This is a genomic window from Streptomyces sp. NPDC087845 (assembly GCF_044742755.1).
Lineage (GTDB): Bacteria > Actinomycetota > Actinomycetes > Streptomycetales > Streptomycetaceae > Streptomyces.
Genome location: NZ_JBIUVC010000007.1, coordinates 111,954 through 136,122 on the forward strand (window position 1 = coordinate 111,954; position 24,169 = coordinate 136,122).

Consider the following 24,169-nt stretch of genomic DNA (forward strand, 5'->3'; position numbering starts at 1 on the left):
CGGATCTACCCCGGCCACCTGCGACACCGCTCCCGCCGATGCGGTCTCCCCACCCCGCGTCGTGAACGTTCACCTGGAGGACCTCATGCGGCACACGGAGGCCGAACTGGCGCAGGTGCTGCACACCGGCCCGTTCCATCTGGCACTGCGCACCGCGCTCTCGGTGCGTGGGCTTCCGCTCCAGCGGGTGCAGCACCATCTCGCACACCGCGGGGTCAAGGTCGGGGTGACAAGCCTGAGTTACTGGCAGCAGGGGGCCAGGCGTCCGCAGCGCGCCGAGTCGCTGCGGGCCGTGAAGGCGCTGGAGGAGGTGCTGGAACTGCCCGGGAACTCACTGCTCCGGTTACTGGGGGCCGGCAGCGGCCGTGCGGACGCCGACCGTCCGGCCGCGCGTTCGTACCGCTCCCTGATGGAGGCGTCCGGCGCTGTGGAACGGCTGCTCGCCACGATGGGCTCGCCGGTGGACGGCGGGCTGCACACGGTGGGGCATCACGAGCGGATACGGATCGGGCCCGGCCGGGAGCTGCGGCAGCGGGAGTCGCAGCATGTGGTGCGCGCGCACCGGGACGATGTCGACCGCTATCTCGCCGTCTACCGGGGCGATCCGGGCTGCGATCCGGCGCGGGTGGAAGTGGCGGCCCGGGAGAACTGCCGGACGGGGCGGATCCGCTTCGACCGGGAGACGGGGGTGCTCGTCGCGGAGCTGCTCTTCGACACCCGGCTGAGGGCGGGCGACACCTACCTCTTCGGCTACGGCTTCGACGACGCCACGGGAGGGCCGTGCGGCGAGTACGTGCGCGGCTTCAGTTTCGGCGGCGGACAGTACGTGCTGCAGGTGGGCTTCGACGAGGCCGCGCTGCCGGTACGGTGCCAGAGCTTCGCCCAGGTTTCGGCGGGCGCGCCGCGCGGCACCCGTACGGATCTCACGCTCACCGGCCGGCACCGGACCGTTCACCTGGTGGAGCAGGGGGTGCGGCCCGGCCTGGTCGGCATCGACTGGGACTGGGAGTGATCCGTCGCCGCCGGACGGTCAGGCGTCCGGGCCCGCGACGAGCTTTCCGCCCTCGACCCTGACCGGGACGGAGGGCAGCGGCGCGGTCGCCGGGCCGTGCATCGCCTTGCCGGTCGTCGTGTCGAAGCGGCTGCCGTGGCAGGGGCAGTTCCCCACGTTCTCCTCGACCTTGTCCAGCAGGCAGCCCGCGTGGGTGCACTGGGCGCTGAACGCCTTGTACTGGCCCTTGGCCGGGCAGGTGACGATGACCCGCTGGTCGCGGTAGAGCTTCGATCCGCCGACCGGAACCTCCTCCGGCACGCCGAGTTCGACGGGGGCGGTCGGTGTCGGCGTGGCGGCGTGGCCGAGCTTCGACTCGGTCGAACAGGCGGCCGCTCCCAGCCCGGCGACACCGACGAGAGCGGCGCCCTTCAGCACGGTACGGCGGGGGGCGGGCTGGCCGGGCATGCGGTCTCCACTGGTCAGAGGGCGGGGCGGGGTGCAGAGGGTTACCGATGGCGACTGAGGCACCGCGGGTACCGCGGGTATCAGAGCCATCGGCGACAGAACCGACGATACCGGCGGAGACCGGGGGCCCGGCGGCCGGGCTGCCCAAGGCCCGTTGACCCTGGTCAGGGGGCGGGGTAGGCCGGGCCGGGGCGCGGGGGAAGACGGGGGCACGGGTGGGGAGCCCATCCGGGGGCGGGCGAAGCGGGCGCCGGGGCGGGTGAAACGGGCGCCGGAGCGGGTGAAGCGGGCGGGCGCGCCTTCGCCCCCGCCTCCGCGCCCGGAGCTCCGGTGGGGGGCGGACCCTTGCCGTCGCAGGCGGCGGCCCCCGGGCTTCCGGGGGCCGCCGCCTGGGCGCGGGCCGTCAGGCCTTGCGCGCGCGGGTCGCCTTCTTCGCCACGGGCTTCTTCGCCGCAGCCGTTTTAGCGGTCCTGGCCGTGGCCGACTTCGCGGCCTGGCCCGCGCCCGTCCTGGCCGTGGCCGTCTTCCTGGCCGGGGCCGACTGGGCGGCGACCGCCTTCTTCGCCACCACCTTCCGGGCCGGCTTGCGGGCGGCCGGCACCGCGGCCTCGCTCACCCGGTCCGGGTCCAGGATGCCCTGGAGGAACTTGCCGGTGTGGCTGGCCGGAACCCCGGCGACCTGCTCCGGGGTTCCCTCGGCAACGACCAGACCGCCGCCGTTGCCCCCTTCGGGGCCCATGTCGATGACCCAGTCCGCGGTCTTGATCACGTCGAGGTTGTGCTCGATGACGATCACCGAGTTGCCCTTCTCGACCAGCCCGGAGAGCACCTTGATGAGCTTGTTGATGTCCTCGAAGTGCAGACCCGTGGTCGGCTCGTCCAGAACGTAGACGGTGCGGCCGGTGGAGCGCTTCTGCAGCTCGCTCGCGAGCTTCACACGCTGCGCCTCACCGCCGGAGAGCGTCGGCGCGGACTGGCCGAGCCTGACGTATCCGAGGCCGACCTCGTGAAGCGTACGGAGGTGGCGGGCGATCGTCGGGACGGCCTCGAAGAACTCCAGGCCCTCCTCGATCGGCATGTCCAGCACCTCGGCGATGGACTTGCCCTTGTAGTGGACCTCCAGGGTCTCCCGGTTGTAGCGCGCTCCGTGGCAGACCTCGCACGGGACGTACACATCCGGCAGGAAGTTCATCTCGATCTTGATGGTGCCGTCGCCGGAGCAGTTCTCGCAGCGGCCTCCCTTGACGTTGAAGGAGAAACGGCCCGGCAGATAGCCGCGCACCTTCGCCTCCATCGTCTCCGCGAACAGCTTGCGGACATGGTCGAAGACACCGGTGTACGTGGCCGGGTTGGACCGGGGCGTACGGCCGATGGGCGACTGGTCGACATGCACCACCTTGTCGACCTGGTCGTCCCCGTCGACCCGGGTGTGCCGGCCGGGGACCGATTTGGCGCCGTTCAGTTCGCGTGCCAGGTGGGTGTAGAGGATGTCGTTGACCAGCGTCGACTTCCCGGAACCCGAGACACCCGTGACGGCGGTGAGCACGCCGAGCGGGAAGGAGACGTTGATGTCCTGGAGGTTGTTCTCCCGGGCACCGTGCACCGTGAGGTTGCGCGTCGGGTCGACGGGGCGCCGGATGCCGGGCATCGCGATCGACTTCTTGCCGGTCAGATACTGGCCGGTGATCGACTCGCCGTTGCCCAGCAGCTCCTTGAGCGATCCGGAGTGGACCACCTTGCCACCGTGCTCACCGGCACCGGGGCCGATGTCGACCACCCAGTCGGCGACCTTGATGGTGTCCTCGTCGTGCTCGACGACGATGAGCGTGTTGCCCATGTCACGGAGCCGGACCAGGGTCTCGATCAGCCGGTGGTTGTCCCGCTGGTGCAGGCCGATGGACGGCTCGTCCAGCACGTACAGCACGCCGACCAGGCCGGAGCCGATCTGGGTGGCCAGCCGGATGCGCTGGGCCTCGCCACCGGACAGGGTGCCTGCCGCGCGGTTCAGCGAGAGGTAGTCGAGGCCGACGTCGACCAGGAACCTCAGCCGCTCGTTGACCTCCTTCAGCACCCGCTCGGCGATCTTCTTGTCGCGGGCGTTCAGCTTCATCCGGCCGAGGAATTCGGCGCACTCGCTGATCGACATCGCGGAGACCTCGGCGATGGACTTCTCCATCACCGTGACCGCGAGGACGATCGGCTTGAGCCTGGTGCCCTCACAGGTCGGGCACGGCACCTCGCGCATGTACCCCTCGAAGCGCTCCCGGCTGGAGTCGCTCTCGGCCTCGGAGTGCCGCCGCTTGACGAACTGCACCGCCCCCTCGAAGGCGGGGGTGGTGTAGGCGCGCTCGCGCCCGTACCGGTTGCGGTAGCGGACCTCGGTCTGGATCTTGTGGCCGAAGAGCAGGGCCTTCTTGGCGCGCTGCGGCAGCCCGGCCCACGGGATGTCCGTACGGAATCCGAGGGCCTCGGCGAGCGCGCCGATCAGCCGGCCGAAGTACTCCTTGGTGTGGCCGTGCGACCAGGGGTGGATCGCTCCCTCGTCGAGCGACTTCTCCTCGTCGGGGACGATCAGCTCGGGGTCGACCTCCATGCGCGTACCGATGCCCGTGCAGTCGGGGCAGGCACCGAAGGGCGAGTTGAAGGAGAAGGAGCGCGGCTCCAGCTCCTCGAAGGAGAGGTCGTCGTACGGGCAGTAGAGGTGCTCGGAGTACATCCGCTCGCGCTCCGGGTCGTCCTCGGGAAGGTCGACGAAGTCGAGCACGACCATGCCGCCGGAGAGCCCGAGCGCGGTCTCGACCGAGTCGGTCAGCCGGCGCTTGGCGCTGTCCTTCACCGTGAGGCGGTCGATGACCACCTCGATGGTGTGCTTCTCCTGCTTCTTCAGCTTGGGCGGCTCGGAGAGCTGGATCGTCTCGCCGTCGACCCGGGCCCTGCTGTAGCCCTTGGTCTGCAGATCGGCGAAGAGGTCGACGAACTCGCCCTTGCGCTCGCGCACCAGCGGCGAGAGCACCTGGAACCGGCTGCCCTCGGGCAGGGCGAGCACCTTGTCGACGATGGCCTGCGGCGACTGGCGCGAGATGGGCCGGCCGCACTCCGGGCAGTGCGGCTTGCCGATCCGCGCGAAGAGCAGCCGGAGATAGTCGTAGACCTCGGTGATGGTGCCGACCGTCGAGCGCGGGTTGCGCGAGGTCGACTTCTGGTCGATGGAGACGGCCGGCGAGAGACCCTCGATGAAATCGACGTCCGGCTTGTCCATCTGGCCGAGGAACTGGCGGGCGTACGAGGAGAGGGACTCCACGTAGCGCCGCTGGCCCTCGGCGAAAATCGTGTCGAACGCGAGAGACGACTTGCCCGACCCGGAAAGCCCGGTGAAGACGATGAGGGAGTCGCGGGGGAGGTCGAGCGAGACGTTCTTGAGGTTGTGCTCGCGAGCGCCACGGACGATGAGACGGTCGGCCACGCCGGTCCGCACCTTTCTAGAGAGAAATGGGGGAACTGAGCCCCTGTCCCAGGGTATGGGGGGCGCCACAGCGATGTACGAAGCTTTCGACTCCGAGCGTATAGCACGCGCATTCGATTTATGGACGACCACTGACTCCTTCACCCGATTGAGTGGCGGGGCTAGGCTCGGCGTCATGATTGATCATGCGCACGACCTGGACGCCGTACGTGAAGCGACTGATCGACTGCTCAGCGCCACCGGGAAACTGGACGAAGCCGGGCTCGCCCAGCCCTCGCGATTGCCGGGCTGGAGCCGGGGCCATGTACTTGCGCACCTCTCTCGTAACGCCGACGCGCTGGTAAATGTTCTCCAGGGCCGGCCCATGTACGCAGACAGCGAAACTCGCGACCGCGACATCGAGCGCGGCGCACCCCGGCCGAAGGCCGAGCAGCTGGCCGACCTGGCCGGGAGCGCGACCCGCTTCGTGGAGGCCGCCTCGGCCCCGGCCGACTGGTCCCGCACGGTCACGATGCGCAACGGTGTGACGGACTCGGCCTCCCGGATCCCCTTCCGCCGCCGCATCGAGGTCGAGCTGCACCATGTCGACCTGGGCATCGGCTACGAGCTGGAGGACCTTCCCGAAGAGTTCGTCACCCGGGAGATCGACTTCCTCGCCGAACGGTTCGACGGCCACCCCGATGTCGTGTCCACGGGCGTGAGCGACGACCAGGGCCGGACCTGGACGACGGGCGGCGGCGCGGCGGGCGGCCCCGTCACGGTCCGCGGGACGGCCCCCGAGCTGCTCGGCTGGCTCTGCGGACGCCGCGACGGCTCGGCGCTGACCGCCGAAGGCGGCCCCCTTCCCGCACTGCCCCCGCTATAGGCTGAGTGGTATGACGTACAGCGGAACGGTCAAGGTCGGCGGACGTGCGGACGTACACGAGTTGACGGATCTGATGATCTCCAAGGTCGCCGTCGGCCCGATGGACAACAACGCCTATCTGCTGCGCTGCCGGGCCACCGGCGAGCAGCTCCTGATCGACGCGGCCAACGAGGCCGGGACCCTGCTGCAGCTGATCGGTGACGACGGCATCGCCTCCGTCGTCACCACCCACCGGCACGGCGACCACTGGCAGGCGCTCGGCGAGGTGGTGGCGGCCACCGGTGCGCGTACGTACGCCGGGCGGTACGACGCGGAGGGCATCCCGGTCCCGACCGATGTCCTGGTCGACGACAACGACACGATCCGGGTGGGCCGGGTCGCCCTGACCGCCCGTCACCTCACCGGTCACACCCCGGGCTCCATCGCCCTGATCTACGACGACCCGCACGGCGCCCCGCATCTGTTCACCGGGGACTGCCTCTTCCCCGGCGGGGTCGGCAACACCCACCAGGACCCCGAGGCCTTCGCGAACCTGCTCCACGACGTGGAGACCCGGCTCTTCGGCCAGCTGCCCGACGAGACCTGGGTGTATCCGGGCCACGGTCGCGACACCACGCTCGGCGACGAGCGTCCGCAGCTGCCGCAGTGGCGCGCCCGCGGCTGGTGACGGCGGCCGCGGCTCTTCTCCACCCGTACGGACACCGGCCGGGGCGGCAACGGTCCGTTGCCGCCCCGGCCGGTTTCGGTCTCCGCCCGGCCGGACGGCCACCGGGCCGCCCGACGGGGTGAGGAGGCGCGGTCAGGCGCCGACGCCGGAACCCCTGTCCGCGGACTCGTCCGCCTCCGCGGCCGCCTCGGCCCGCTCCTGCTTCTTGTTGGCCACGAGGCTGGTGATCGTGGTGATCACCAGCACGCCGCAGATGACGCCGAGCGAGACCGGAATGGAGATCTCCGGGACGTGCACCCCGGACTCGTGCAGCGCGTGCAGCACCAGTTTCACGCCGATGAAGCCGAGGATGACCGAGAGGCCGTAGCTGAGGTGGACCAGCTTCTTCAGCAGACCGCCGATCAGGAAGTACAGCTGCCGCAGCCCCATCAGGGCGAAGGCGTTGGCGGTGAAGACGATGTACGGGTCCTGGGTCAGGCCGAAGATCGCGGGGATGGAGTCCAGGGCGAACAGCACGTCGGTGGTGCCGATGGCGAGCATGACGACCATCAGCGGCGTCAGGACGCGCTTGCCGTTGTTGCGGATGAAGAGCTTGGTGCCGTGGTACCGGTCGGCGACCCCGAAGCGGCGCTCGATGGTCTTGAGGAGGCGGTTCTCCTCGAACTCCTCCTCTTCCTCGTCGGCCCGCGCCTCCTGGATGAGCTTCCAGGCGGTGTAGATCAGGAACGCGCCGAAGATGTAGAAGACCCACGAGAAGTTGGCGATGACCGCGGCACCCGCGGCGATGAAGACCGCTCGCAGCACCAGCGCGATCAGGACGCCGACGAGCAGCACCCGTTGCTGGAGGTGGGAGGGGACCGAGAACTTCGCCATGATCAGGACGAAGACGAAGAGGTTGTCGACGCTGAGCGACTTCTCGGTGATGAATCCGGCGAAGAACTCACCCGATGCCTGGCTCTCGCCGAAGACCAGCAGGCCGAGTCCGAAGAGCGCGGCCAGCGCGATCCAGACGATCGTCCAGATTCCGGCTTCCTTGGTCGTCACGTCATGGGGTTTGCGCCCGATGAAGAAGTCGACGGCGATAAGGGCTGACAGACCAAGAATGGTCAGCACCCAGAGGGTCCATGAAACGTCCACTGCGCCTCCGGCAGTTCGCTACGGCTACTGATCAGCGTCGTCGCTGCCGGAGGTCTCTTCCACCCGGGCGCACGGGCTGTGCGCCACGGGCCGGCGCCCCGGGACCGGTCACAGTCCGTACTGACGGGCACGCCGCGTATGGGAGTACTCCCCTCCGCCCAAAGAACAGTACAGGAAACACCAAGGAAAGGTAAAGAGGAGGGTAAAGATCTTCCAAAAGCGCTGGTCAGGGCGGGGTGGTGCAGCCGTTGGCTGCTTCGCCACTCAGAGTCGCCGGGGGCGGCGGGCCGCGGCCACCCTGGCGAGCACCTGGTCGAGGATCCGGCTGCCGGGCGGCATCCTCAGCGGCTCGTACGTCCAGGCGTGGCCCACCCAGGGGTCGGCCAGGTGGTTGTCGGCGACGGGGGTCGTCCGCAGGAGCGAGCGCCACAGCGGGTCGAGCACCGGTCCGTACGCGCGGGCGTCCTCGCGGTCCGCGACCATCAGCAGATGGACACCGGCCGAGGGCCCCTCGTCGGCGAGGTACCGCAACTGGGTGACGGCCCGGTCGTCGAAGCCGTGCGGGAAGTCGTTGACGATCAGCAGCTGCTCGCCCGTGTCCAGGTCCGGTGGAAGGGAATCGGCGGCGCCGGCCCGGATCGCCATCTGCACCAGGTCGACGCGCCGGGTGAGCCGGGCGAGGACGGAGGCCACTCCCCCGGCTCCGGCGGCGGGCGGCCCGGCGAGGGCCCCGGATCCGACCAGGGGGGCGAGCGCTCCGGCCGCCGAGCCCGCGGGGTCGATGACATGGACGGAGAACTCGTCGGCCGGGTAGACCGCCAGCAGCCGGGCCGCGTGCGCGACCGCGTCCTCCATGGCCAGGCGGCGCAGCTGGGCGGTGTCCGTCAGGGCCGCGGCCTCGGAGGCCGTACGGCCGCTGTCGACCCAGATCCCGCGCTCCAGGGGGAGCCTGACCAGCAGCGGGATCCGCAGGTCCGGGCTCTCGGGCAGGTGGAGGTCGCCGATGCGCAGCGCCATGGGGATCTCCATCGGCACGCGGTAGGCGTGCCAGACGGGGTTGTCCCATCCCGCGAACGCGGCGGGCAGCGCGGGTTCGACGACGGCGGACTCGGCGGCGAGCTGGGCGAGGTCGCGATCGAGGACTTCTCGGGCCCGGGCGGTCAGCTCGTCGCGCTTGGCCCGGGCCTGTTCGCGGGCCCGGTCACCGGCGCCGCCGATCCGGTTGCGCGGGTCGGACAGGGTCCGGTCGAGCTCCTGGTCCATGCGGGACTCGGCGAAGTCGACGGCGCTGCGGTACGCGGCGGTGGTGCGGGCCAGGTCCTCGAACATGCCCCAGATCTGGTTGTAGAGGCGCTCCTCCATGGACCAGCCGGTCGCGTCTCCGGCGACGGGCCGGGCGGGGCGGCCCGGCTCGGCGGGCGGCGCGGTGGGAGGGGGCGGCGGGGGCGCCGTGGCCTGGCGGCGCGGGTGCGCGTAGTTGATGGGGCCGCCCGTCGGGGCCGCGGACGGCGGGGCGGTGGGCCCGGTGAGCGGTTCCGAAGGCTGGGCGGCCGTCGGCGGTGCGACGGGAGGTCCGCCTCCGTCCGAGGGAGGTACGGGGCCCGTGCCGAGCCCGGCCCGGTCCGTCTCCGGGGTACGCGGTGGGGGTGGCGCGACCGACCGGGCCGTCGCGCGGGTGACCGCGTCCTGGATCGTGTGGGCCAGCTCGGCCGCCCGGGGCACTCCCTGGTCGGCGAGCATGGCGGCAAGGCCGCCCGCGTAGCCCTGACCGACGGCGCGGACCTTCCAGGCGCCCTGGCGGCGGTAGAGCTCCAGTGCGGTGACCGCGGACTCGCTGTCCAGGCCGGTGAGGGTGAAGGTGGCGATCTCGGTGCCTTCGGGCCCGGTGACGGCGACGAACGGTGCGGCGATCGCGCCGAACCGGACCGGGCCGCCGACGCCCGTGGGCAGGGCCAGCAGCACGGTGACCCGGTGCACCGGGGCGGGCAGCGCGTCGAGGTCCACGGCGAGGCGGTGGTCGGTGGCGGCCTGCCGGGACACTTCGAGCCCGGGCAGTCGGGGCGATCCCGGGTGCGCGATCCACTCGGTGCCGTGCACCGTGCCGCTCTCGTCGCCGAGCGTGGCACCGGCCACGACGGGCGTACCGGCCGACACCCGGATCTCCAGACGGGTCTGGGGCAAGGTGTGGTTCTGCCCCCGGACCAGCTCGGCCGTCATTGCCCTGTCCCCTCGATGAGTTGCCGCTGCGTCGTGCGGTGCTGAACGGTGCGGCGCGTGCGGTCCGGCGCCTCGGTCGGGCGCCATGTGGTGCAGCTCCCGGCGGCCGATGCCTCCGGGAGCTGCGCGTGCCGATGCCGAACGGCTGGTCCGGCCGTGCCTACAGGTGCGGCAGGATCGCCGGCATCAGGTCCTGGAAGGTGCGGCCGTTGGCCGGGTTTCCGAGGGCGGTCATCTGCCATCCGTTCCCCGAACGGTGCACCTTCGCCATGATCTGGGCGGTGTACTGCCCGCCGCCGTCCAGTGTGTAGCGGGCCATCTCCTGGCCGTTGGTCTCGTCGACGATGCGGCAGAAGGCGTTCTGCACCTCCTGGAACGTCTGACCGGTGAAGGAGTTCACCGTGAAGACGATCTGGTCGATGTGGACCGGCACCCGCTGCAGATCGACGAGGATCGCCTCGTCGTCGCCGCCCGAACCGGCGCCGCCGACCAGGTTGTCCCCGGTGTGCGTGACCGAGCCGTCGTCACTGACGAGGTGGCGGAAGAAGACCACGTCGACCGGCTGCTTGTCGGCGAACAGCACCGCCGACGCGTCGAGGTCGATCTCCCGCGTACGCGAACCGAACAGCCCGCGGCGCGGCGCCGCTTGCCAGCCGAGCCCCATCCTTACCGCGGTCAGGGTCCCCCCGTCGCTCTTCTGCAGGCTGATGGCCTGACCCTTGGTCATATTGACCGTCACGCGCTGTCCCCTCTCCGCTTGCCCCGCAACCGTCCGTGCGCGGTTTTCCCAGCACCCTACGCAGTCGCACCGACAGTGCGGCCGCTTGGGGTGATTTTGTGTCGGTCCTGCAACACACCCGTTGCGACGACGTCAGGCGAGGCCCGCCTCGCGCATCTGGCGCAACTCCTTCTTCAGCTCACCGACCTCGTCACGCAGCCGGGCCGCCACCTCGAACTGCAGGTCCGCGGCGGCCGCCCGCATGCGGTCGGTCATCTCCTCGATGATTCCGGCGAGTTCGGTCGCGGGCCGGTCGGTGACCACCGCGCCGTTGCCCCCGGCCTTCTTGGCACCGGCCGTCTTCGCCCCGGCCGTCTTGACGCCCAGCGCGGGAACGGGGGCCTTGGCACCCTTCGCCTGGCGGTAGCCGCTGCCGAGCAGTTGCTCGGTGTCGACCTCCTCGCGGGCGATCGTGGCGACGATGTCGTTGATCTTCTTGCGCAGCGGCTGCGGGTCGAGGCCGCGCTCGGTGTTGTAGGCGATCTGCTTCTCGCGGCGCCGGTTGGTCTCGTCGATGGCCTGCGCCATCGCCGGGGTGACCTTGTCCGCGTACATATGGACCTGCCCCGAGACGTTGCGGGCGGCGCGTCCGATCGTCTGGATCAAGGACGTCCCCGAGCGCAGGAAGCCCTGCTTGTCCGCGTCGAGGATGGCGACGAGCGACACCTCGGGCAGGTCGAGGCCCTCGCGCAGGAGGTTGATGCCGACCAGTACGTCGTACTCGCCGGAGCGCAGCTCGCGCAGTAGCTCGATGCGGCGCAGGGTGTCGACGTCGCTGTGCAGATAGCGGACCTGGATGCCGAGCTCCAGGAAGTAGTCGGTGAGGTCCTCGGCCATCTTCTTGGTGAGGGTGGTGACCAGGACCCGCTCGTCCTTCTCGGCGCGCGTGCGGATCTCGTGCACCAGGTCGTCGATCTGGCCCTCGGTGGGCTTGACGACGACCTCCGGGTCGACGAGGCCGGTGGGGCGGATGATCTGCTCCACGAAGCCGTCGCCCCTGGACAGCTCGTACTTTCCGGGCGTGGCGGAGAGATAGACGGTCTGGTTGATCCGGCCCAGGAACTCCTCCCACTTCAGCGGGCGGTTGTCGAGCGCGGACGGGAGCCGGAAGCCGTGGTCGACGAGGGTCCGCTTGCGGGAGGCGTCGCCTTCGTACATGGCGCCGATCTGCGGCACGGTGACGTGCGACTCGTCGAGGACGAGGAGGAAGTCCTCGGGGAAGTAGTCGAGGAGGGTGTTGGGAGCCGTGCCGGGTGAGCGGCCGTCGAAGTGCATCGAGTAGTTCTCGACGCCGGAGCAGGTGCCGATCTGCCGGAGCATCTCGATGTCGTACGTGGTGCGCATCCGCAGCCGCTGGGCCTCCAGCATCTTGCCCTGCTTCTCCAGCTCGGCGAGGCGCTGCTCCAGTTCCTGCTCGATGCCGCCGACCGCCTTCTCCATGCGCTCGGGGCCCGCGACGTAGTGGCTGGCGGGGAAGACGTGGAGGGACTGGTCCTCGCTGATGACCTCGCCGGTGAGCGGGTGGAGGGTGGAGAGCGCCTCGATCTCGTCACCGAACATCTCGATGCGGACGGCGAGCTCCTCGTAGACGGGGAAGATCTCGATGGTGTCGCCGCGGACCCGGAAGGTGCCGCGGGTGAAGGCGAGGTCGTTGCGGCTGTACTGGATCTCGACGAAGCGGCGCAGCAGCTGGTCGCGGTCGATCTCGTCACCGACCTTGAGCTGGACCATCCGGTCCACGTACTCCTGGGGCGTACCGAGGCCGTAGATGCAGGAGACGGAGGCGACCACGACCACATCGCGCCGGGTGAGCAGCGAATTCGTCGCGGAGTGGCGCAGCCGCTCGACCTCCTCGTTGATCGAGGAGTCCTTCTCGATGTAGGTGTCCGACTGCGGGACGTACGCCTCGGGCTGGTAGTAGTCGTAGTACGAGACGAAGTACTCGACGGCGTTGTTAGGCAGCAGCTCGCGGAACTCGTTCGCCAGCTGGGCCGCGAGCGTCTTGTTCGGCGCCATCACGAGGGTGGGGCGCTGCAGCTTCTCGATCATCCAGGCGGTGGTCGCCGACTTGCCGGTGCCGGTCGCGCCGAGCAGGACGACATCCTTCTCACCGGCACGGACGCGCCGCTCCAGCTCGGCGATGGCCGCGGGCTGGTCGCCGCTGGGCTGGTAGGGACTGACGACCTCGAAAGGCGCCACCGAACGTTCGATCTTCGAAACGGGCCGCATGCAACCACGGTACGACCCCCCACTGACAACCGGGCCGGACCGGCCGCGGTGCCGGGCCGGGGGTCACCATTCTCCCGGCGGCGCGGGATCGCGCGGCCGGGAGTGGAACGACGCCGGGTCGGCATGTGTGCCGAACCGCGGGACCTGGCGGGGGGCCGGGATTCCGGGGGGACGGCCGGCCCCGTTCAGGGCCTCGGGGTCGTCCCAGTCCGGGGTGCCCATCACCATCAGGGGGTCGAACATCACGACGACGGCGGCAACGAGCAGGAAGCAGCCGGGGCCGATCAGCAGCGGTACGAGGGGGGCGGTCGGCTCGTCGGCCGGACCGGCGCCGACGACGGCGCCGGGGTGCAGATGGACGCTGAGCGCGGCCATTCCCGTGTAGTGCATGCCGCTCACCGCGACGCCCATCACGACGCTGGCGCCGAGGCTGGGCAGGAATCCGTGGATGGAGACGGCCGCCCAGAGCGCGGTCGTGGCGGCCACCACGGCTATGACGACGGAGAGGGCCACGGTGATCGTGTCGTACTCGAACCGCCCCTCAAGACGCATTGCGGCCATGCCCAGGTAGTGCATGGTGGCCACGCCCAGCCCGGTGATCGTGCCGCCCGTCACCAGGGCCATCCGGGTGGCGCCCCGGTACCCGACGATGAAGATGCCGATGGCGACCATGCCGATCGCGACCGCGAGGCTGGCGAAGGTGAGGGGCTTGTCGTAGTCGATGGCCACTCCTTCGACCGAGAAGCCCAGCATCGCGATGAAGTGCATCGTCCAGATGCCGGAGCCGATGGAGGTCGCGCCCAGGGCCAGCCAGCCGGCCTTGAAGGAACGCTCGGTGCGCAGCGAACGAGTCGTGCAGCGCAGCCCGAGAGCCGCGCCGAGGCAGGCCATGAGGAAGGCCGCTACAGGCGTCACCGCTCCATAGCTGAAACCGTCGGTCGTGCCCTGCATGCTCGTACGCCCTTCGCGGAGGCCCGGGTTCTGGGTGACCCTAAGGCGCGAGGCCCGGCAGACAAACAGATGAGCTGCATTTTATCGACAAGGAAATCGGTCCGTGACCCGGTCTCAGCAGCTGCGTTCACGTTGTGGCCATCCTTCGCCTGTCCCCCGTTGGGGGACAGCTGTCACTCTCGGCCCGTCCGCAACTCTGACGCGAGGAGTACACGTGTACGCACGTACCGCAACCGCCGCCGTCGCCGCCGCCGCTCTCGTGGGTGCCGGCGCGCTGCTGATGTCGGCCACCGATACGCAGACCACGACCACGGCCGGGCACACGAGCACCGCCGCGGTCACGGGCATCCGGACCGTGAGCGCCCGGACCGCGGACACGAAGCCGGGCGCCCCGGTCGTCTTCGCCCACCGGGGCGCCTCCGCGTATGCGCCCGAGAACACCCTGGCCGCGGTCGACAAGGCCGACGCCCTCGGTTTCGACTGGGTGGAGAACGACGTCCAGTTCACCAAGGACGGCGTCCTGGTGGTCGTGCACGACACCGATCTGAAGCGGACCACCGACGTCGAGGAGGTCTTCCCGGACCGTGCGCCGTGGGCGGTCAAGGACTTCACGGCCGCCGAGATCGCCCGGCTGGACGCGGGCAGCTGGTTCGGTCCCCAGTTCGCCGGCGCCCGGGTGCCCACCCTCAAGCAGTACCTGGACCGGATCGAGCGCAACCACCAGAATCTGCTGCTGGAGATCAAGAGCCCGGAGATCTACCCCGGCATCGAGAAGGAGACCCTGCGGGTGCTGCGCCAGAAGGGGTGGCTCGACCGCGAACACGTCAAGCACAGGCTCGTCGTCCAGAGCTTCGGCGCGGACAGCGTGAAGAAGGTGCACCAGCAGCGTCCGGACGTCACGACCGGCTTCCTCGGCACCCCCGCGGTGGCCGACCTCGCCTCGTACGCGGCGTTCACCGACCAGATCAACCCCTCGTACACGTCGGTCTCCGCCGACTACGTGAAGGCGGTGCACGCGCTGAAGGGCGCGCACGGCAAGAAGCTCCGGGTCAACACCTGGACGGTCAACGACGCGGCGAGCGCGGCGAAGGTGGCGGGCTTCGGCGTCGACGGGATCATCACCAACACCCCTGATGTGGTGCGCGGGGCCACCGGCTGACAGCTCGGCGGCCCCGCCACCGCGCCCCGTTGTCAGTGGCCGGTCGTACGGTGGTTTCCATGAACAGCAACGGGGTTGTCGAGTGGGCCGTCGTCGAGAGCGACATCGGCCCGCTGCTGCTGGCCGCGACCGACGCGGGGCTGGTGAGCGTGGTCTTCCATGCCCGTCCCGAGGTCCGCGAGAAGGCGGTCGGGCAGTTGCGGGCGCGACTGGGTGCGGAGCCGGTCGAGAACCCCGGCTCCGCACGGCTCGCCGAGCCGATACGCCAGCTCGCGGCGTATTTCGCGGGATCGTTGCGGGAGTTCTCACTGGAACTGGACTGGTCGCTGACGTCCGGCTTCAACCGCCAGGTGCTCCGCGAACTGGCGACGGGGGTGCCCTACGGGGCGGTCGCCGGGTACGGGGACCTGGCCGAACGTGTGGGGCAGCCGGGGGCCGCGCAGGCGGTCGGGGTGGCCATGGGGTCCAATCCGCTGCCGGTGGTGGTGCCGTGCCATCGGGTGGTGGAGAGCGGCGGCGGGCTCGGCGGGTTCGGCGGCGGTCTCGAAACCAAGCGGAAGCTGCTGGCTCTGGAGGGTGTGCTGCCCCAGCCGCTGTTCTGATCCGGCCCGGCCGGGGTCGGCCCTCTTCGATGCGGGCCCCGGAGCATCAGCGTCCCTGCCCTGCCCGTGGCCGTGCTCTGCTCCGCCCCCGCGCATGGCCGTCACCGAGCCCGGACGGCCCCGTTTTCGTACATGTGTACTCACTGGCACACTGCGTCAGTGACCAACACCCTCGACGCACCTGACACCCCCAACGGGCCCGGCCGTCCCGCCCGCCCGGTCACGGCGGCCGAGCTGCCCGGACTGCGGCGCAGGACGTCCGCGGTGCTCATGGCCAGCCAGATACTCGGCGGCCTCGGCGTGCCCATCGGTATCGCCCTGGCCCCGGTCCTGGCCACGGAGGTGAGCGGCTCCGAGGCACTGTCCGGCCTGGCTCCGACCGCGTCGGTGACGGGTACGGCGCTGCTCTCGCTGCCGCTGGCCGCGCTGATGACCTCGCGCGGCCGGCGCCCCGGTCTCGTACTGGCGTATCTGATCGGCGCGCTCGGCGCGGGGCTCGTGGTGCTGGCCACCGTCGTGGAGAGCTTCCCGCTGCTGCTGCTCGGCATGGCCGGGTTCGGTGCCGGTTCCTCGGCCAATCTGCAGGCCCGGTTCGCCGCCGCGGATCTGGTCGAGCCCGACCGGCGCGGCCGGGCGATCTCCACCGTCATCTGGGCCACGACGATCGGCTCGGTCCTGGGACCGAACATCGCGGCCCCCGTGGGACGGGTCTTCCGCGGCACCGCGATATCCGAGAAGGCGGGCCCGTTCTTCTTCGCGGCCGGGATCTTTCTGCTGGCCGCCCTGGTGGTCTGGGTGCTGCTGCGGCCGGACCCGCTGCTGACCGCACGGGCGCTGGCGCCGCGGGACGGCGAGCTGCCGGCGGGCCGTTCGCTGCGTGCCGGCATCGCGGCGGTCCGGGCGTCCGCAAGGGCACGGCTGGCACTGGTGACGGTGACCGTCTCGCACACCGCGATGGTCTCGATCATGGTGATGACCCCGGTCGATCTGGGCCATCACGGCGCCGGACTCCAGTTGATCGGTCTGGTCATCAGCGGCCACATCGCGGGCATGTACGCGTTCTCCCCCGTGATGGGCTGGCTGTCCGACCGGTTCGGCCGGCTCACCGTGATCGGCCTGGCGGTCGGACTGCTCTCCTGCGCCGCGCTTCTGGCCGGCACGGCGGGCGCCGACCACGGGCAGACGGCGGCCGGTCTCTTCGTGCTCGGGCTGGGCTGGTCGGCGGGGCTGGTCTCGGGTTCGGCGCTGCTCACCGACTCGGTGCCGCAGGCCGCCCGCGCCGCCGTGCAGGGTCTGTCGGACCTGACCATGAACACGGCGGCGGGCATCGGTGGCATGATCGCCGGGGTGGTCGTCGCCCGAGCGAGCTACGGCTGGCTGAACGTGGTCGGAGCATGTCTGCTGCTGCCCATGGCGGCACTGGCGCTGCGCCGAGCGCTCGCCCGTCCCGCGGCACGGACCGGGACGGCAGCCTCCGCAACGGCGCCCGCGCCCACATCGCCCGGCGCATCTGCCGCCCCCGCCTCCGACACCTGAGGCGTCAAAGGTTCCTGAGGTGACAGAGGCGTCAAAGGGTCCTGAGCGTCAGAGGTTCCTGAGGCGACAGAGGCATCAGAGGCTGATGTGGTACGCCTTGCGCAGCGTCTCGTGCACGGTCCACGTCGTACGGTCGCCCTCGCGCAGTACGCAGGCGTCCCCCGGCCCGATCTCCAGCGTCGCGCCGCCCTCGACCACCACGGTCGCGCGTCCGCTGACGACGACGAACAACTCGTCGGCCTCCGTGTCGGTGACCACGCCGGGCGTGATCTGCCAGATCCCGCGCACCTGCTTGCCGTCGGGCGATTCCCAGAGCACCTTGCCGGTCACCACGGGCTCGCCCGAGACGATCTGTGCCGGATCGAGCGGCTCCGGTTCGAGTTCGGCATCCGGAATGTGCACGGCAAAAGTGGCGGGAGCTTGATCAAGTGTGGTCATGGCCGGTCACCCTAGCGACCGCTTCGAAGCGACTCGGCACCAGGACCGGGAGTTTCCACATCAGGACCGGGAGTACCCACGGAGGGGACGGGTGATCCGGCCGGTGTCCCGCCCGCACGTTTGAGGTCGGCGCGCCCGCGACAGGGATGTGGACATGTCATCGAATGCGTCACACAGCGCGCACTCCTACGCCCCCGTCCTCTCCACCGAGGTGAGGGCGGCCCTCGCCACGCACCACCCCGTCGTGGCTCTGGAGTCGACGATCATCGCCCACGGTCTGCCGCGCCCCCGCAACCTGCGGGTCGCCGAGGAGCTCGAAGGGCTCGTACGGGCCGGGGGCGCGGTGCCTGCCACGATCGCCGTACTCGACGGACGGGCCCACGTCGGCCTGGACAAGGACCAGTTGGAGCGGGTCGCCGCCGACCCGCAGATGCGGAAGCTGGGCCACCGGGACCTCGCACCGGCCCTGGCGACGGGCGCGAGCGGGGCGACGACCGTGTCCGCGACGGCGTTCCTGGCCGCCCACGCGGGCCTGCGCGTCTTCGCGACCGGCGGCCTCGGCGGCGTGCACCGGGGGTGGACGGAGACCCAGGACGAGTCCGCGGATCTCCGGCTCCTCGCGCGCACCGGCATCACCGTGGTGTGCGCGGGGGTGAAGTCGATCCTGGACGTCCCCGCCACGCTGCAGCGGCTGGAAACCCTCGGTGTCGGGGTGCTCGGTTACGGGACCGGCCGGTTCCCCGGCTTCTATCTGAACAGCTCCGGCGAACCGGTCGACTGGACGGTGCGGACGCCCGAGGAGGTCGCGGAGGTGATGCGGGCGCAGGACGCGCTCGGCGGTACCGGCTCCGCGCTGGTCGTCGCCAACCCCGTGTCCGTTCAGGACCAGTTGGACCCCGCGCTCCACGACCGCGTGCTGACCGAGGCCCTCGCCGCGTGCCAGGAGCGCGGCATCGCGGGCCAGGCCGTCACGCCGTTCCTGCTGGAGTGGCTGATGCGGGGAACCGGGGGCGCTTCGCTGGAGGCCAACCTGGCGGCCGTACGCGGAAACGTATCGCTTGCCGCGCGGATCTCCGCCGCCTGGACCGCCGCACAGGACACGGCGTCGCGCCGGAACCCGGCGGCCGGCCGGTGACCGGCGACGGGTCCTTGGCCGACGGCGGGTCGGCCACCGGCCACGGGGCCACGACCGACAGCGGATCGCCCACCGGCCACGGGGCCACGACCGACAGCGGCCTTCTCGTCGTCGGCGATGTGGTCACCGATGTGGTGGCCCGGCACGCGACAGCGCTGATCCACGGTACGGACACCTCGGCCCGCATCCGCACCCTCCCCGGCGGCGCGGGCGCCAACGTCGCCTGCTGGGCGGCACGTTCGGGCTGTCGCGACGTACGGCTGCTGGCCCGCGTCGGCGCCGACAGCGCGGCCTGGCACCGGGACGCGCTCCAGCAGGCGGGAGTCCGCTGCCTGCTGGCCGTGGACGACGACGTGCCGACCGCCACCGTCGTCGCCCTCGTCGATTCCGCCGCCGAGCGCACCTTCCTCACCGACAGCGGTGCCGTGCTCCACCTCTCCCCCGACGACTGGTCGGCGTCGATGCTCGACGGCATCGCCCATCTCCATCTCTCCGGCTACCTCCTCTTCGCCGCGACGAGCAGGGCGACGGCTCTGCTCGCCCTGCGGGAGGCCCGGCGGCGGCGGATCACGGTGAGCGTCGACCCGGCGTCGGCCGGCTTCCTCGCCGATCTGGGCGTCGACCGGTTCCTGACAGCCGTGGAAGGCGCGGATCTGCTGCTGCCCAACGCGGACGAGGCCCGGCTGCTCACCGGACTCCCCGAACCGGCCGACGCCGCAGCGAAGCTGAGCCTTCAGGTACCCCGCGTGGTCGTCACCCTCGGCGGCGGCGGAGCCCTGCTGGCCGTCGCGGGCGCGGTGACCCGACACGTCCCTGCTGTGCGGGTGCGGGGCGCCGTGGACACGACGGGCGCGGGCGACGCGTTCACCGGCGGCTTCCTCGCGGCGCGCCTGTCGGGGGCGGACGACGCCGCGGCCGTCGAGGCGGGCTGCCGGTCGGCGGCGGAGGCGGTCGCGACCGTGGGGGGCCGCCCCGGTCCATGACACCCCCGGCGCGCCGGGCCGGACCCGGCCCGCCAGGACTCGTCCGGTCGATCATGTGCGGAGCCGGATGGCGAGGGCTGCTGCGGTTGCGATGCCGAGGTAGACGCAACGAACCTGGGTGGACACCGCGTCGCGGGTGGCTCCGCTTGTCAGGAAGATCTGGGGCGGCGGTCTGACGTCGGCGATCTATAGTGCCTGCGAGGGGCGGAACACCCGGCGGTGTCGAGCGCACGGCACCCCGGACCCCGGGGCCGAGATCGGAGCGAACGATGAAGGCAGCTCAGTTCAGCAGATTCGGAAGCCCCGATGTCCTGGAAATCGCAGATCTCCCGGATCCGCATCCCGGGCCGGGCCAAGTCCGGATCGCGGTGCGCGCGGCCGGCGTCAGCGTCAGCGACTGGAAGAAGCGCCAGGGCCTGATGGACCAGGACCAGGAGCTTCCGCAGACCCTGGGCCACGAGGCGTCGGGCGTCGTCGACGAACTCGGCGAAGGCGTGTCGGACGTTGCCGTCGGCGACCGCGTCTTCGGCCTCTCCGGCGAGGGCGCCGCCCAAGCCGAATCAGCGGTGCTGGACCACTACGTACCCATCCCGCCCTCGCTCGGCTTCGCCGCCGCCGCGGCACTGCCCGCCGCACTGGAGACGGCCGCGCGCGCACTCGACCAGCTCGGCGCAGGGGCCGGCTCCACGCTCCTGATCAACGGTGCCTCCGGCAGCATCGGCAGCGCCGCGGTCCAACTCGCCGTGGCACGCGGGGCACGGGTGATCGGCACGGCCGGACCGGCCAACCATGAGTACCTGCGCTCCCTCGGAGCCGAACCTGTCGCCTACGGCAAGGGCATGGCCGAGCGGGTCCGCGCGCTCGCCCCCGGCGGCGCCGACCTGGCCCTCGACGTCGCCGGCAGCGGCGTACTGCCCGAACTCATCGGGCTCGCAGGCGCCCCCGCGAACGTCGTGACGATCGCCGACTTCACCGGCGCACAGGAGCACGGCGTCAGATTCAGCCGCGGCGACACCGGCCGCGCACTGTACGTGCTCAACGAGATCGGCCCGCTGATCGAAGCCGGGCGTTTCGCACCCCCCTCCGTACAGACCTTCCCACTCACCGACATCGCCGAGGCGCACCGCGTCGGTGAGGAAGGCCACGTGCGCGGGAAGCTCGTGCTGCTGGTCGGCTGAGCCGGCCGCCGGACCGGCGCGGCTGTCACGGCCGGCCGGACGGCTCCTCACCGCCCTGCCGCCACCCGGTCCAGGCGGGGTGCAGCGGATCGTCGGCCCGTACCACCACATCCGCGCGACCGCCGGGCGCCACCTCGTCCTCGTACCGCGCGAAAGCGGGCAGGGTCCAGCGCGCGCTCTCCTCGGTACGCCGCCGCAGCGCGCCCGGCGACAACCGCAGGTGGACACTCAGGTCGAACGGGAACCAGTGCCCCAGCAGCAACGGGCCGTGCACCACCAGCACACCGCCCTCGGGCAGCGGTCGGTACGGACTACGGGTGGCCCGGTCCGTCACCGGATCCCAGAGGTCCGGCAGCACCCGCCCGCTCCCGCCCGCCTCAAGCGGCCCGAACACCTCGCGCCACAGCGCGCCCGTGTCGAACCAGCTGTCGTAGTACGAGTCGGGGTCCTCCTTGCCGTACTCGTACCGAAGACTCGCCGGCCGCAGGAACCCCTCGGTGGACACGGTCAGCACCGCACGCCCCCGGACCCGCAGCGCCTGCGCGACCCGCCCGGCCAACTCCCCGGTACGGGCCGCCGGAGGCCCGTCGACGGCGACCTTCAGCCAGGGGCCGGCATCGGCCGGCTCCAGAGCGTCGGCTTGCGCGGCGAAGGCTTCGGCCAGCCGCTCCCAGGTGATCGCTTCGAATCGCACCGGACCATCATCACCCCGGCCCCGTGCACCGGTTCCGCCCCTCCCGCCGACGGGGCGTCTGCTCACCGCTCCCCGCCAGGTGGCTCCCGGCCAGCCGCACCACCCGCTCGGCCAACGGGCGCAGGCCCGGCTCCCGGTCGGCGGCCGCCTCGGCGAGACGCCGGATGTCGGCCGGCCACCGCCCGGTGAGACGGTCCGGCGCGCCGATGCGCCGGAAGCCGCGCTCCAGCAGTCCCCGGGCGGTCACCGGCTGCCCGCGCAGTACGGCCTTGGTCGCGGCGACCGCATTGGCCAGGGCACTGGCGGGCCGCGACCATTCGTCACCGCGCGCCGCGGGGTTGTCCTGGTCGTAGTCGGCCAGGTGGGCGACCGACGAGGCCCGCATCTCCAGGTCGACGCGCCAGAAGAGCGGAAGGCCGCGGAAGGCGGCGAAGATCAGTCGCCGCTTGCGGGAGTTCTGCAACTCGGGGTCCGTACGGAGCGAGTCCAGGGGCCCGACCGCTTCGAGGACGCCCCGGACGGCGGTGGCACAGGTCTCGAAGTGGTCGTCGGGCACCGTCCAGACGATGTCGATGTCGCTGTAGGCATCCGCTGTGCCACGGGCGAGCGAGCCCTTCAGCTCCGCGCGCGAGCCGGGGTGGTGAGCGGCGAGTGCGTCCAGCAGGTCCTGCGCCAACGCGGCGCGGCGCACCGGGTCGAGGTCGTCCTCGCTCCTCCCGCCCTTCGTGCTCTTTCTGTTCACGGCCGATCGCTCCCGTCGTTCACATTGCTCCGTACGCGGCCAGTTCGCCTTCTACGATCTCCTCCATGGATCTCGAATTCGCCCGCGCGTTCGCCGCCGAGTGGCAGGACGACTGGAACTCCCATGATCTCGACCGCGTTCTGGCGCACTACGACGAGAACGTGACGTTCAGTTCACCCGTCATGGCGCGGTTCACCGGCGATCCGTCCGGCACGGTGCACGGCAGGGAAGCGCTGCGCAGGTACTGGTCGGCGGCCCTGGAACGGATCCCCGAGCTGAAGTTCGAGGTGGTGGACGTCCGGGTGAGCGTCCACGCCCTGGTGATCGACTATCGCAACCAGATCGGCGGCCGGGTCAGCGAGGTGCTGATCTTCCGGGACGGCCTGGTCGTCTCCGGCTTCGGGGCGTACGGGGAGACGCTCGCCGACTGACGGCCGACCAGGCTGACGGCCGCCCGGGCGGCAGCGAGCGTCACGCACCGGCCGCGCTGCTTCCGCCGCAGTCCACCGCATCGGCGTCGTCCGAGAGCGCGCTGCCCTCGGGCAGCAGGCAGGTCACCCAGAGCACGACGGGCTCGGCTCCCAGATTGCGTCCGATGTGGCGGTGCCCGGTCCCGGACGGCTCGATGAAGGACGATCCGGCCGACGTCACCTCGACCGAGCAGTCGTCCAGAGTGCGGGTCAGCGTCCCGGACTTGACGACGGCGATCAGCTGGCCGTCATGGGTGTGCCAGCCGGTGGAACCGCCCGGCTCGACGGTGATGGTCCGGAAGACCACGTCGGTGCGGCCGTTCGGGGTCTGCACCTTCAGCTTCCCCGCCGATGTGCCCTTCGCGACCACCGTGCCGCCGACACCACCGCCGGGTGTGGCGTCGGCCGCCGACGGCACGAAGCCGAGGGCCGCCACGCAGCCACCGATGACCAGGGCCTTGGCGAGTCGCCCCTGCCGTACCCGCTGTCCCTGCCGTCCCCGCCGCCCCTGCTCCGCCCCCAGCTCCTGCCCTACCTGCTGTCCCTGCCCCACCCCCAGCCCCAGCCCCAGCGGTATCCGCCGTCCCTGCTCCGCCCGCCGCCCTCGGCTCACCCGTCGGCTTGTGACCCTCATGTGCGGCTCCTCCGCCTCAGCACCCCGGTAGCGTCCTCGACATCCCAAATGTCCCGACGCTACCCGCGAGCCGCCTCCCGGAACCCTCCTGATCCGGCGGTCGCCGGTCGCGGAACACGCTCACTCGCCGCGGAGTTCAGCGGCGAGCGGTCCGTCGCCCGACACCTCGATCCGCCCGTCCGCCACGGCCTCGGCGAGCGTCAGCCCACCCCGTCCGAGCGCCAGGCAGACCTCGACGTCGAGGGCGATACGGGCGTCGGGGCGGGCGGCGGGCCCGTCCCCGTACACCGCCGCACCGGCCGGCGCGCTCTCCGCGCCACCTGCACCACCGGCGCGCACATGGAACTCGCCCTCGTCCAGGTGGACTTCGACGACTCCCGCGTGGGTCAGCCCGTCCAGCGCACGCAGCAGCGGAAGCGCGAACCAGTGGGCCCGTACCGCATCGGTGGGCCGCCGCTCGGCGAGCGCGGGCGCGCCCCACTCGGCGAGTGCGGTGAGTACGGGCAGCAGCCCGTGGCCGCGCTCCGTCAGCTCGTACACCGAGGCCGCGGCGGGCGGCGGGAGCCGGCGGCGGGTGGCCAGCCCCCCCTGCTCCATGTCCTTGAGCCGGGAGGCAAGGACATCCGTACTGACACCCGGCAGGTCGGCGTGGAGGTCGGTGTAGCGGCGGGGGCCCGCCAGCAGTTCACGGACGATCAGCAGGGTCCACCGGTCACCCACGGAATCGAGGGAGCGCGCGGTGGCACAGAACTGGTCGTAACTCCGGCGGCGGGCCGGGCGGTTTGCGGACTGTTGCTGACGTGGCATGCGACGCAGTCTAGACATGTTGTTG

At 71.2% G+C, this 24,169-nt stretch carries 22 protein-coding genes; 10 read left to right on the forward strand and 12 right to left on the reverse strand.

All coding sequences use genetic code 11. The annotated features are described in order from the left end of the window. Window positions 1-85 precede the first annotated feature (85 nt). Window positions 86-1,012, forward strand: coding sequence for a hypothetical protein (locus ACIOMQ_RS19510; protein ID WP_402189664.1), 927 nt, complete (start codon window positions 86-88; stop codon window positions 1,010-1,012). Window positions 1,013-1,030: 18 nt separating this feature from the next. On the opposite strand, the gene ACIOMQ_RS19515 is transcribed toward ACIOMQ_RS19510, so the two are convergent. Further along, the gene (locus ACIOMQ_RS19515; protein ID WP_362212060.1) at window positions 1,031-1,459 is read right to left on the reverse strand and encodes a Rieske (2Fe-2S) protein; all 429 of its coding nucleotides are present in this window, start codon (window positions 1,457-1,459) and stop codon (window positions 1,031-1,033) included. Window positions 1,460-1,862: 403 nt separating this feature from the next. Further along, a complete protein-coding gene (gene uvrA / locus ACIOMQ_RS19520; RefSeq protein ID WP_401264518.1) occupies window positions 1,863-4,922 on the reverse strand; it encodes an excinuclease ABC subunit UvrA in 3,060 nt (1,019 codons plus the stop codon). A gap of 175 nt (window positions 4,923-5,097) precedes the next feature. Between uvrA and ACIOMQ_RS19525 the strand changes: the two genes are divergently transcribed. Beyond that, complete coding sequence (locus ACIOMQ_RS19525) at window positions 5,098-5,787, forward strand: maleylpyruvate isomerase family mycothiol-dependent enzyme (protein WP_362206745.1); 690 nt, start codon at window positions 5,098-5,100, stop codon at window positions 5,785-5,787. Window positions 5,788-5,797: 10 nt separating this feature from the next. Further along, on the forward strand, window positions 5,798-6,454 hold the full coding sequence (locus ACIOMQ_RS19530; RefSeq protein WP_362206744.1) for an MBL fold metallo-hydrolase: 657 nt from the start codon (window positions 5,798-5,800) through the stop codon (window positions 6,452-6,454). Window positions 6,455-6,586: 132 nt separating this feature from the next. Here ACIOMQ_RS19530 and ACIOMQ_RS19535 read toward each other — a convergent pair whose 3' ends face one another. The 5 genes from ACIOMQ_RS19535 to ACIOMQ_RS19555 form a co-directional block, all read right to left on the reverse strand. Further along, window positions 6,587-7,591 (reverse strand): TerC family protein, encoded by a 1,005-nt coding sequence (locus ACIOMQ_RS19535; protein WP_362206743.1) that lies wholly within the window; start codon window positions 7,589-7,591, stop codon window positions 6,587-6,589. 264 nt (window positions 7,592-7,855) lie between these two features. Then, window positions 7,856-9,808: a TerD family protein gene (locus ACIOMQ_RS19540; protein ID WP_402189666.1), complete on the reverse strand. Its 1,953-nt coding sequence runs from the start codon at window positions 9,806-9,808 to the stop codon at window positions 7,856-7,858. Between the two features lie 160 nt (window positions 9,809-9,968). Beyond that, entirely contained in the window at window positions 9,969-10,547 is a 579-nt protein-coding gene (locus tag ACIOMQ_RS19545) for a TerD family protein (RefSeq protein WP_362206741.1), read from the reverse strand. A 132-nt stretch (window positions 10,548-10,679) separates the two neighbouring features. After that, the gene (gene uvrB / locus ACIOMQ_RS19550; RefSeq protein ID WP_362206740.1) at window positions 10,680-12,815 is read right to left on the reverse strand and encodes an excinuclease ABC subunit UvrB; all 2,136 of its coding nucleotides are present in this window, start codon (window positions 12,813-12,815) and stop codon (window positions 10,680-10,682) included. Between the two features lie 63 nt (window positions 12,816-12,878). Continuing rightward, window positions 12,879-13,766, reverse strand: coding sequence for an MHYT domain-containing protein (locus tag ACIOMQ_RS19555; protein ID WP_362206739.1), 888 nt, complete (start codon window positions 13,764-13,766; stop codon window positions 12,879-12,881). Between the two features lie 214 nt (window positions 13,767-13,980). On the opposite strand from ACIOMQ_RS19555, the gene ACIOMQ_RS19560 reads away from it, so the two are divergent. The 3 genes from ACIOMQ_RS19560 to ACIOMQ_RS19570 all read left to right on the forward strand — a co-directional run bounded on the left by ACIOMQ_RS19560 (window position 13,981) and on the right by ACIOMQ_RS19570 (window position 17,063). After that, a complete protein-coding gene (locus tag ACIOMQ_RS19560; RefSeq protein ID WP_362206738.1) occupies window positions 13,981-14,925 on the forward strand; it encodes a glycerophosphodiester phosphodiesterase family protein in 945 nt (314 codons plus the stop codon). A gap of 59 nt (window positions 14,926-14,984) precedes the next feature. Then, window positions 14,985-15,527, forward strand: coding sequence for a methylated-DNA--[protein]-cysteine S-methyltransferase (locus tag ACIOMQ_RS19565; protein ID WP_362206737.1), 543 nt, complete (start codon window positions 14,985-14,987; stop codon window positions 15,525-15,527). Window positions 15,528-15,686: 159 nt separating this feature from the next. Continuing rightward, complete coding sequence (locus tag ACIOMQ_RS19570; RefSeq protein WP_402189668.1) at window positions 15,687-17,063, forward strand: MFS transporter; 1,377 nt, start codon at window positions 15,687-15,689, stop codon at window positions 17,061-17,063. 75 nt (window positions 17,064-17,138) lie between these two features. Here the strand turns inward: ACIOMQ_RS19570 and ACIOMQ_RS19575 are convergent, their stop codons facing one another. Beyond that, a complete protein-coding gene (locus ACIOMQ_RS19575; RefSeq protein WP_362206736.1) occupies window positions 17,139-17,501 on the reverse strand; it encodes a cupin domain-containing protein in 363 nt (120 codons plus the stop codon). Between the two features lie 154 nt (window positions 17,502-17,655). Between ACIOMQ_RS19575 and ACIOMQ_RS19580 the strand changes: the two genes are divergently transcribed. The 3 genes from ACIOMQ_RS19580 (at window position 17,656) to ACIOMQ_RS19590 (ending at window position 20,797) form a co-directional block, all read left to right on the forward strand. Continuing rightward, on the forward strand, window positions 17,656-18,636 hold the full coding sequence (locus ACIOMQ_RS19580) for a pseudouridine-5'-phosphate glycosidase (RefSeq protein ID WP_362206735.1): 981 nt from the start codon (window positions 17,656-17,658) through the stop codon (window positions 18,634-18,636). A gap of 119 nt (window positions 18,637-18,755) precedes the next feature. Next, window positions 18,756-19,619, forward strand: a complete 864-nt coding sequence (locus ACIOMQ_RS19585) for a carbohydrate kinase family protein (RefSeq protein WP_402189793.1) — start codon at window positions 18,756-18,758, stop codon at window positions 19,617-19,619. Between the two features lie 269 nt (window positions 19,620-19,888). Further along, on the forward strand, window positions 19,889-20,797 hold the full coding sequence (locus ACIOMQ_RS19590) for an NADP-dependent oxidoreductase (protein WP_362206734.1): 909 nt from the start codon (window positions 19,889-19,891) through the stop codon (window positions 20,795-20,797). A 25-nt stretch (window positions 20,798-20,822) separates the two neighbouring features. Here ACIOMQ_RS19590 and ACIOMQ_RS19595 read toward each other — a convergent pair whose 3' ends face one another. Both ACIOMQ_RS19595 and ACIOMQ_RS19600 read right to left on the reverse strand, forming a co-directional pair. Continuing rightward, on the reverse strand, window positions 20,823-21,491 hold the full coding sequence (locus tag ACIOMQ_RS19595) for a uridine kinase (RefSeq protein ID WP_362206733.1): 669 nt from the start codon (window positions 21,489-21,491) through the stop codon (window positions 20,823-20,825). A 10-nt stretch (window positions 21,492-21,501) separates the two neighbouring features. Next, on the reverse strand, window positions 21,502-22,233 hold the full coding sequence (locus ACIOMQ_RS19600; protein WP_362206732.1) for a nucleotidyltransferase domain-containing protein: 732 nt from the start codon (window positions 22,231-22,233) through the stop codon (window positions 21,502-21,504). 65 nt (window positions 22,234-22,298) lie between these two features. Here ACIOMQ_RS19600 and ACIOMQ_RS19605 point away from each other — a divergent pair, with 65 nt between their 5' ends. Further along, a complete protein-coding gene (locus ACIOMQ_RS19605) occupies window positions 22,299-22,664 on the forward strand; it encodes a nuclear transport factor 2 family protein (RefSeq protein ID WP_362206731.1) in 366 nt (121 codons plus the stop codon). 40 nt (window positions 22,665-22,704) lie between these two features. On the opposite strand, the gene ACIOMQ_RS19610 is transcribed toward ACIOMQ_RS19605, so the two are convergent. Both ACIOMQ_RS19610 and ACIOMQ_RS19615 read right to left on the reverse strand, forming a co-directional pair. After that, window positions 22,705-23,226: a cupin domain-containing protein gene (locus tag ACIOMQ_RS19610; RefSeq protein WP_402127778.1), complete on the reverse strand. Its 522-nt coding sequence runs from the start codon at window positions 23,224-23,226 to the stop codon at window positions 22,705-22,707. A 231-nt stretch (window positions 23,227-23,457) separates the two neighbouring features. Beyond that, window positions 23,458-24,144 carry a helix-turn-helix domain-containing protein gene (locus tag ACIOMQ_RS19615; RefSeq protein ID WP_362206730.1) on the reverse strand — a complete coding sequence of 229 codons (687 nt, stop codon included), beginning with the start codon at window positions 24,142-24,144 and terminating at the stop codon, window positions 23,458-23,460. Window positions 24,145-24,169: the final 25 nt, after the last annotated feature.

Bases quoted from the DNA above. Each gene is read 5' to 3' on its own strand.
- ACIOMQ_RS19510 (WP_402189664.1), top strand. From the start codon at position 86: ATGCGGCACACGGAGGCCGAACTGGCGCAGGTGCTGCACACCGGCCCG.
- ACIOMQ_RS19515 (WP_362212060.1), bottom strand. From the start codon at position 1,459: ATGCCCGGCCAGCCCGCCCCCCGCCGTACCGTGCTGAAGGGCGCCGCT.
- ACIOMQ_RS19525 (WP_362206745.1), top strand. From the start codon at position 5,098: ATGATTGATCATGCGCACGACCTGGACGCCGTACGTGAAGCGACTGAT.
- ACIOMQ_RS19530 (WP_362206744.1), top strand. From the start codon at position 5,798: ATGACGTACAGCGGAACGGTCAAGGTCGGCGGACGTGCGGACGTACAC.
- ACIOMQ_RS19540 (WP_402189666.1), bottom strand. From the start codon at position 9,808: ATGACGGCCGAGCTGGTCCGGGGGCAGAACCACACCTTGCCCCAGACC.
- uvrB (WP_362206740.1), bottom strand. From the start codon at position 12,815: ATGCGGCCCGTTTCGAAGATCGAACGTTCGGTGGCGCCTTTCGAGGTC.
- ACIOMQ_RS19555 (WP_362206739.1), bottom strand. From the start codon at position 13,766: ATGCAGGGCACGACCGACGGTTTCAGCTATGGAGCGGTGACGCCTGTA.
- ACIOMQ_RS19565 (WP_362206737.1), top strand. From the start codon at position 14,985: ATGAACAGCAACGGGGTTGTCGAGTGGGCCGTCGTCGAGAGCGACATC.
- ACIOMQ_RS19575 (WP_362206736.1), bottom strand. From the start codon at position 17,501: ATGACCACACTTGATCAAGCTCCCGCCACTTTTGCCGTGCACATTCCG.
- ACIOMQ_RS19580 (WP_362206735.1), top strand. From the start codon at position 17,656: ATGTCATCGAATGCGTCACACAGCGCGCACTCCTACGCCCCCGTCCTC.
- ACIOMQ_RS19590 (WP_362206734.1), top strand. From the start codon at position 19,889: ATGAAGGCAGCTCAGTTCAGCAGATTCGGAAGCCCCGATGTCCTGGAA.
- ACIOMQ_RS19605 (WP_362206731.1), top strand. From the start codon at position 22,299: ATGGATCTCGAATTCGCCCGCGCGTTCGCCGCCGAGTGGCAGGACGAC.
- ACIOMQ_RS19615 (WP_362206730.1), bottom strand. From the start codon at position 24,144: ATGCCACGTCAGCAACAGTCCGCAAACCGCCCGGCCCGCCGCCGGAGT.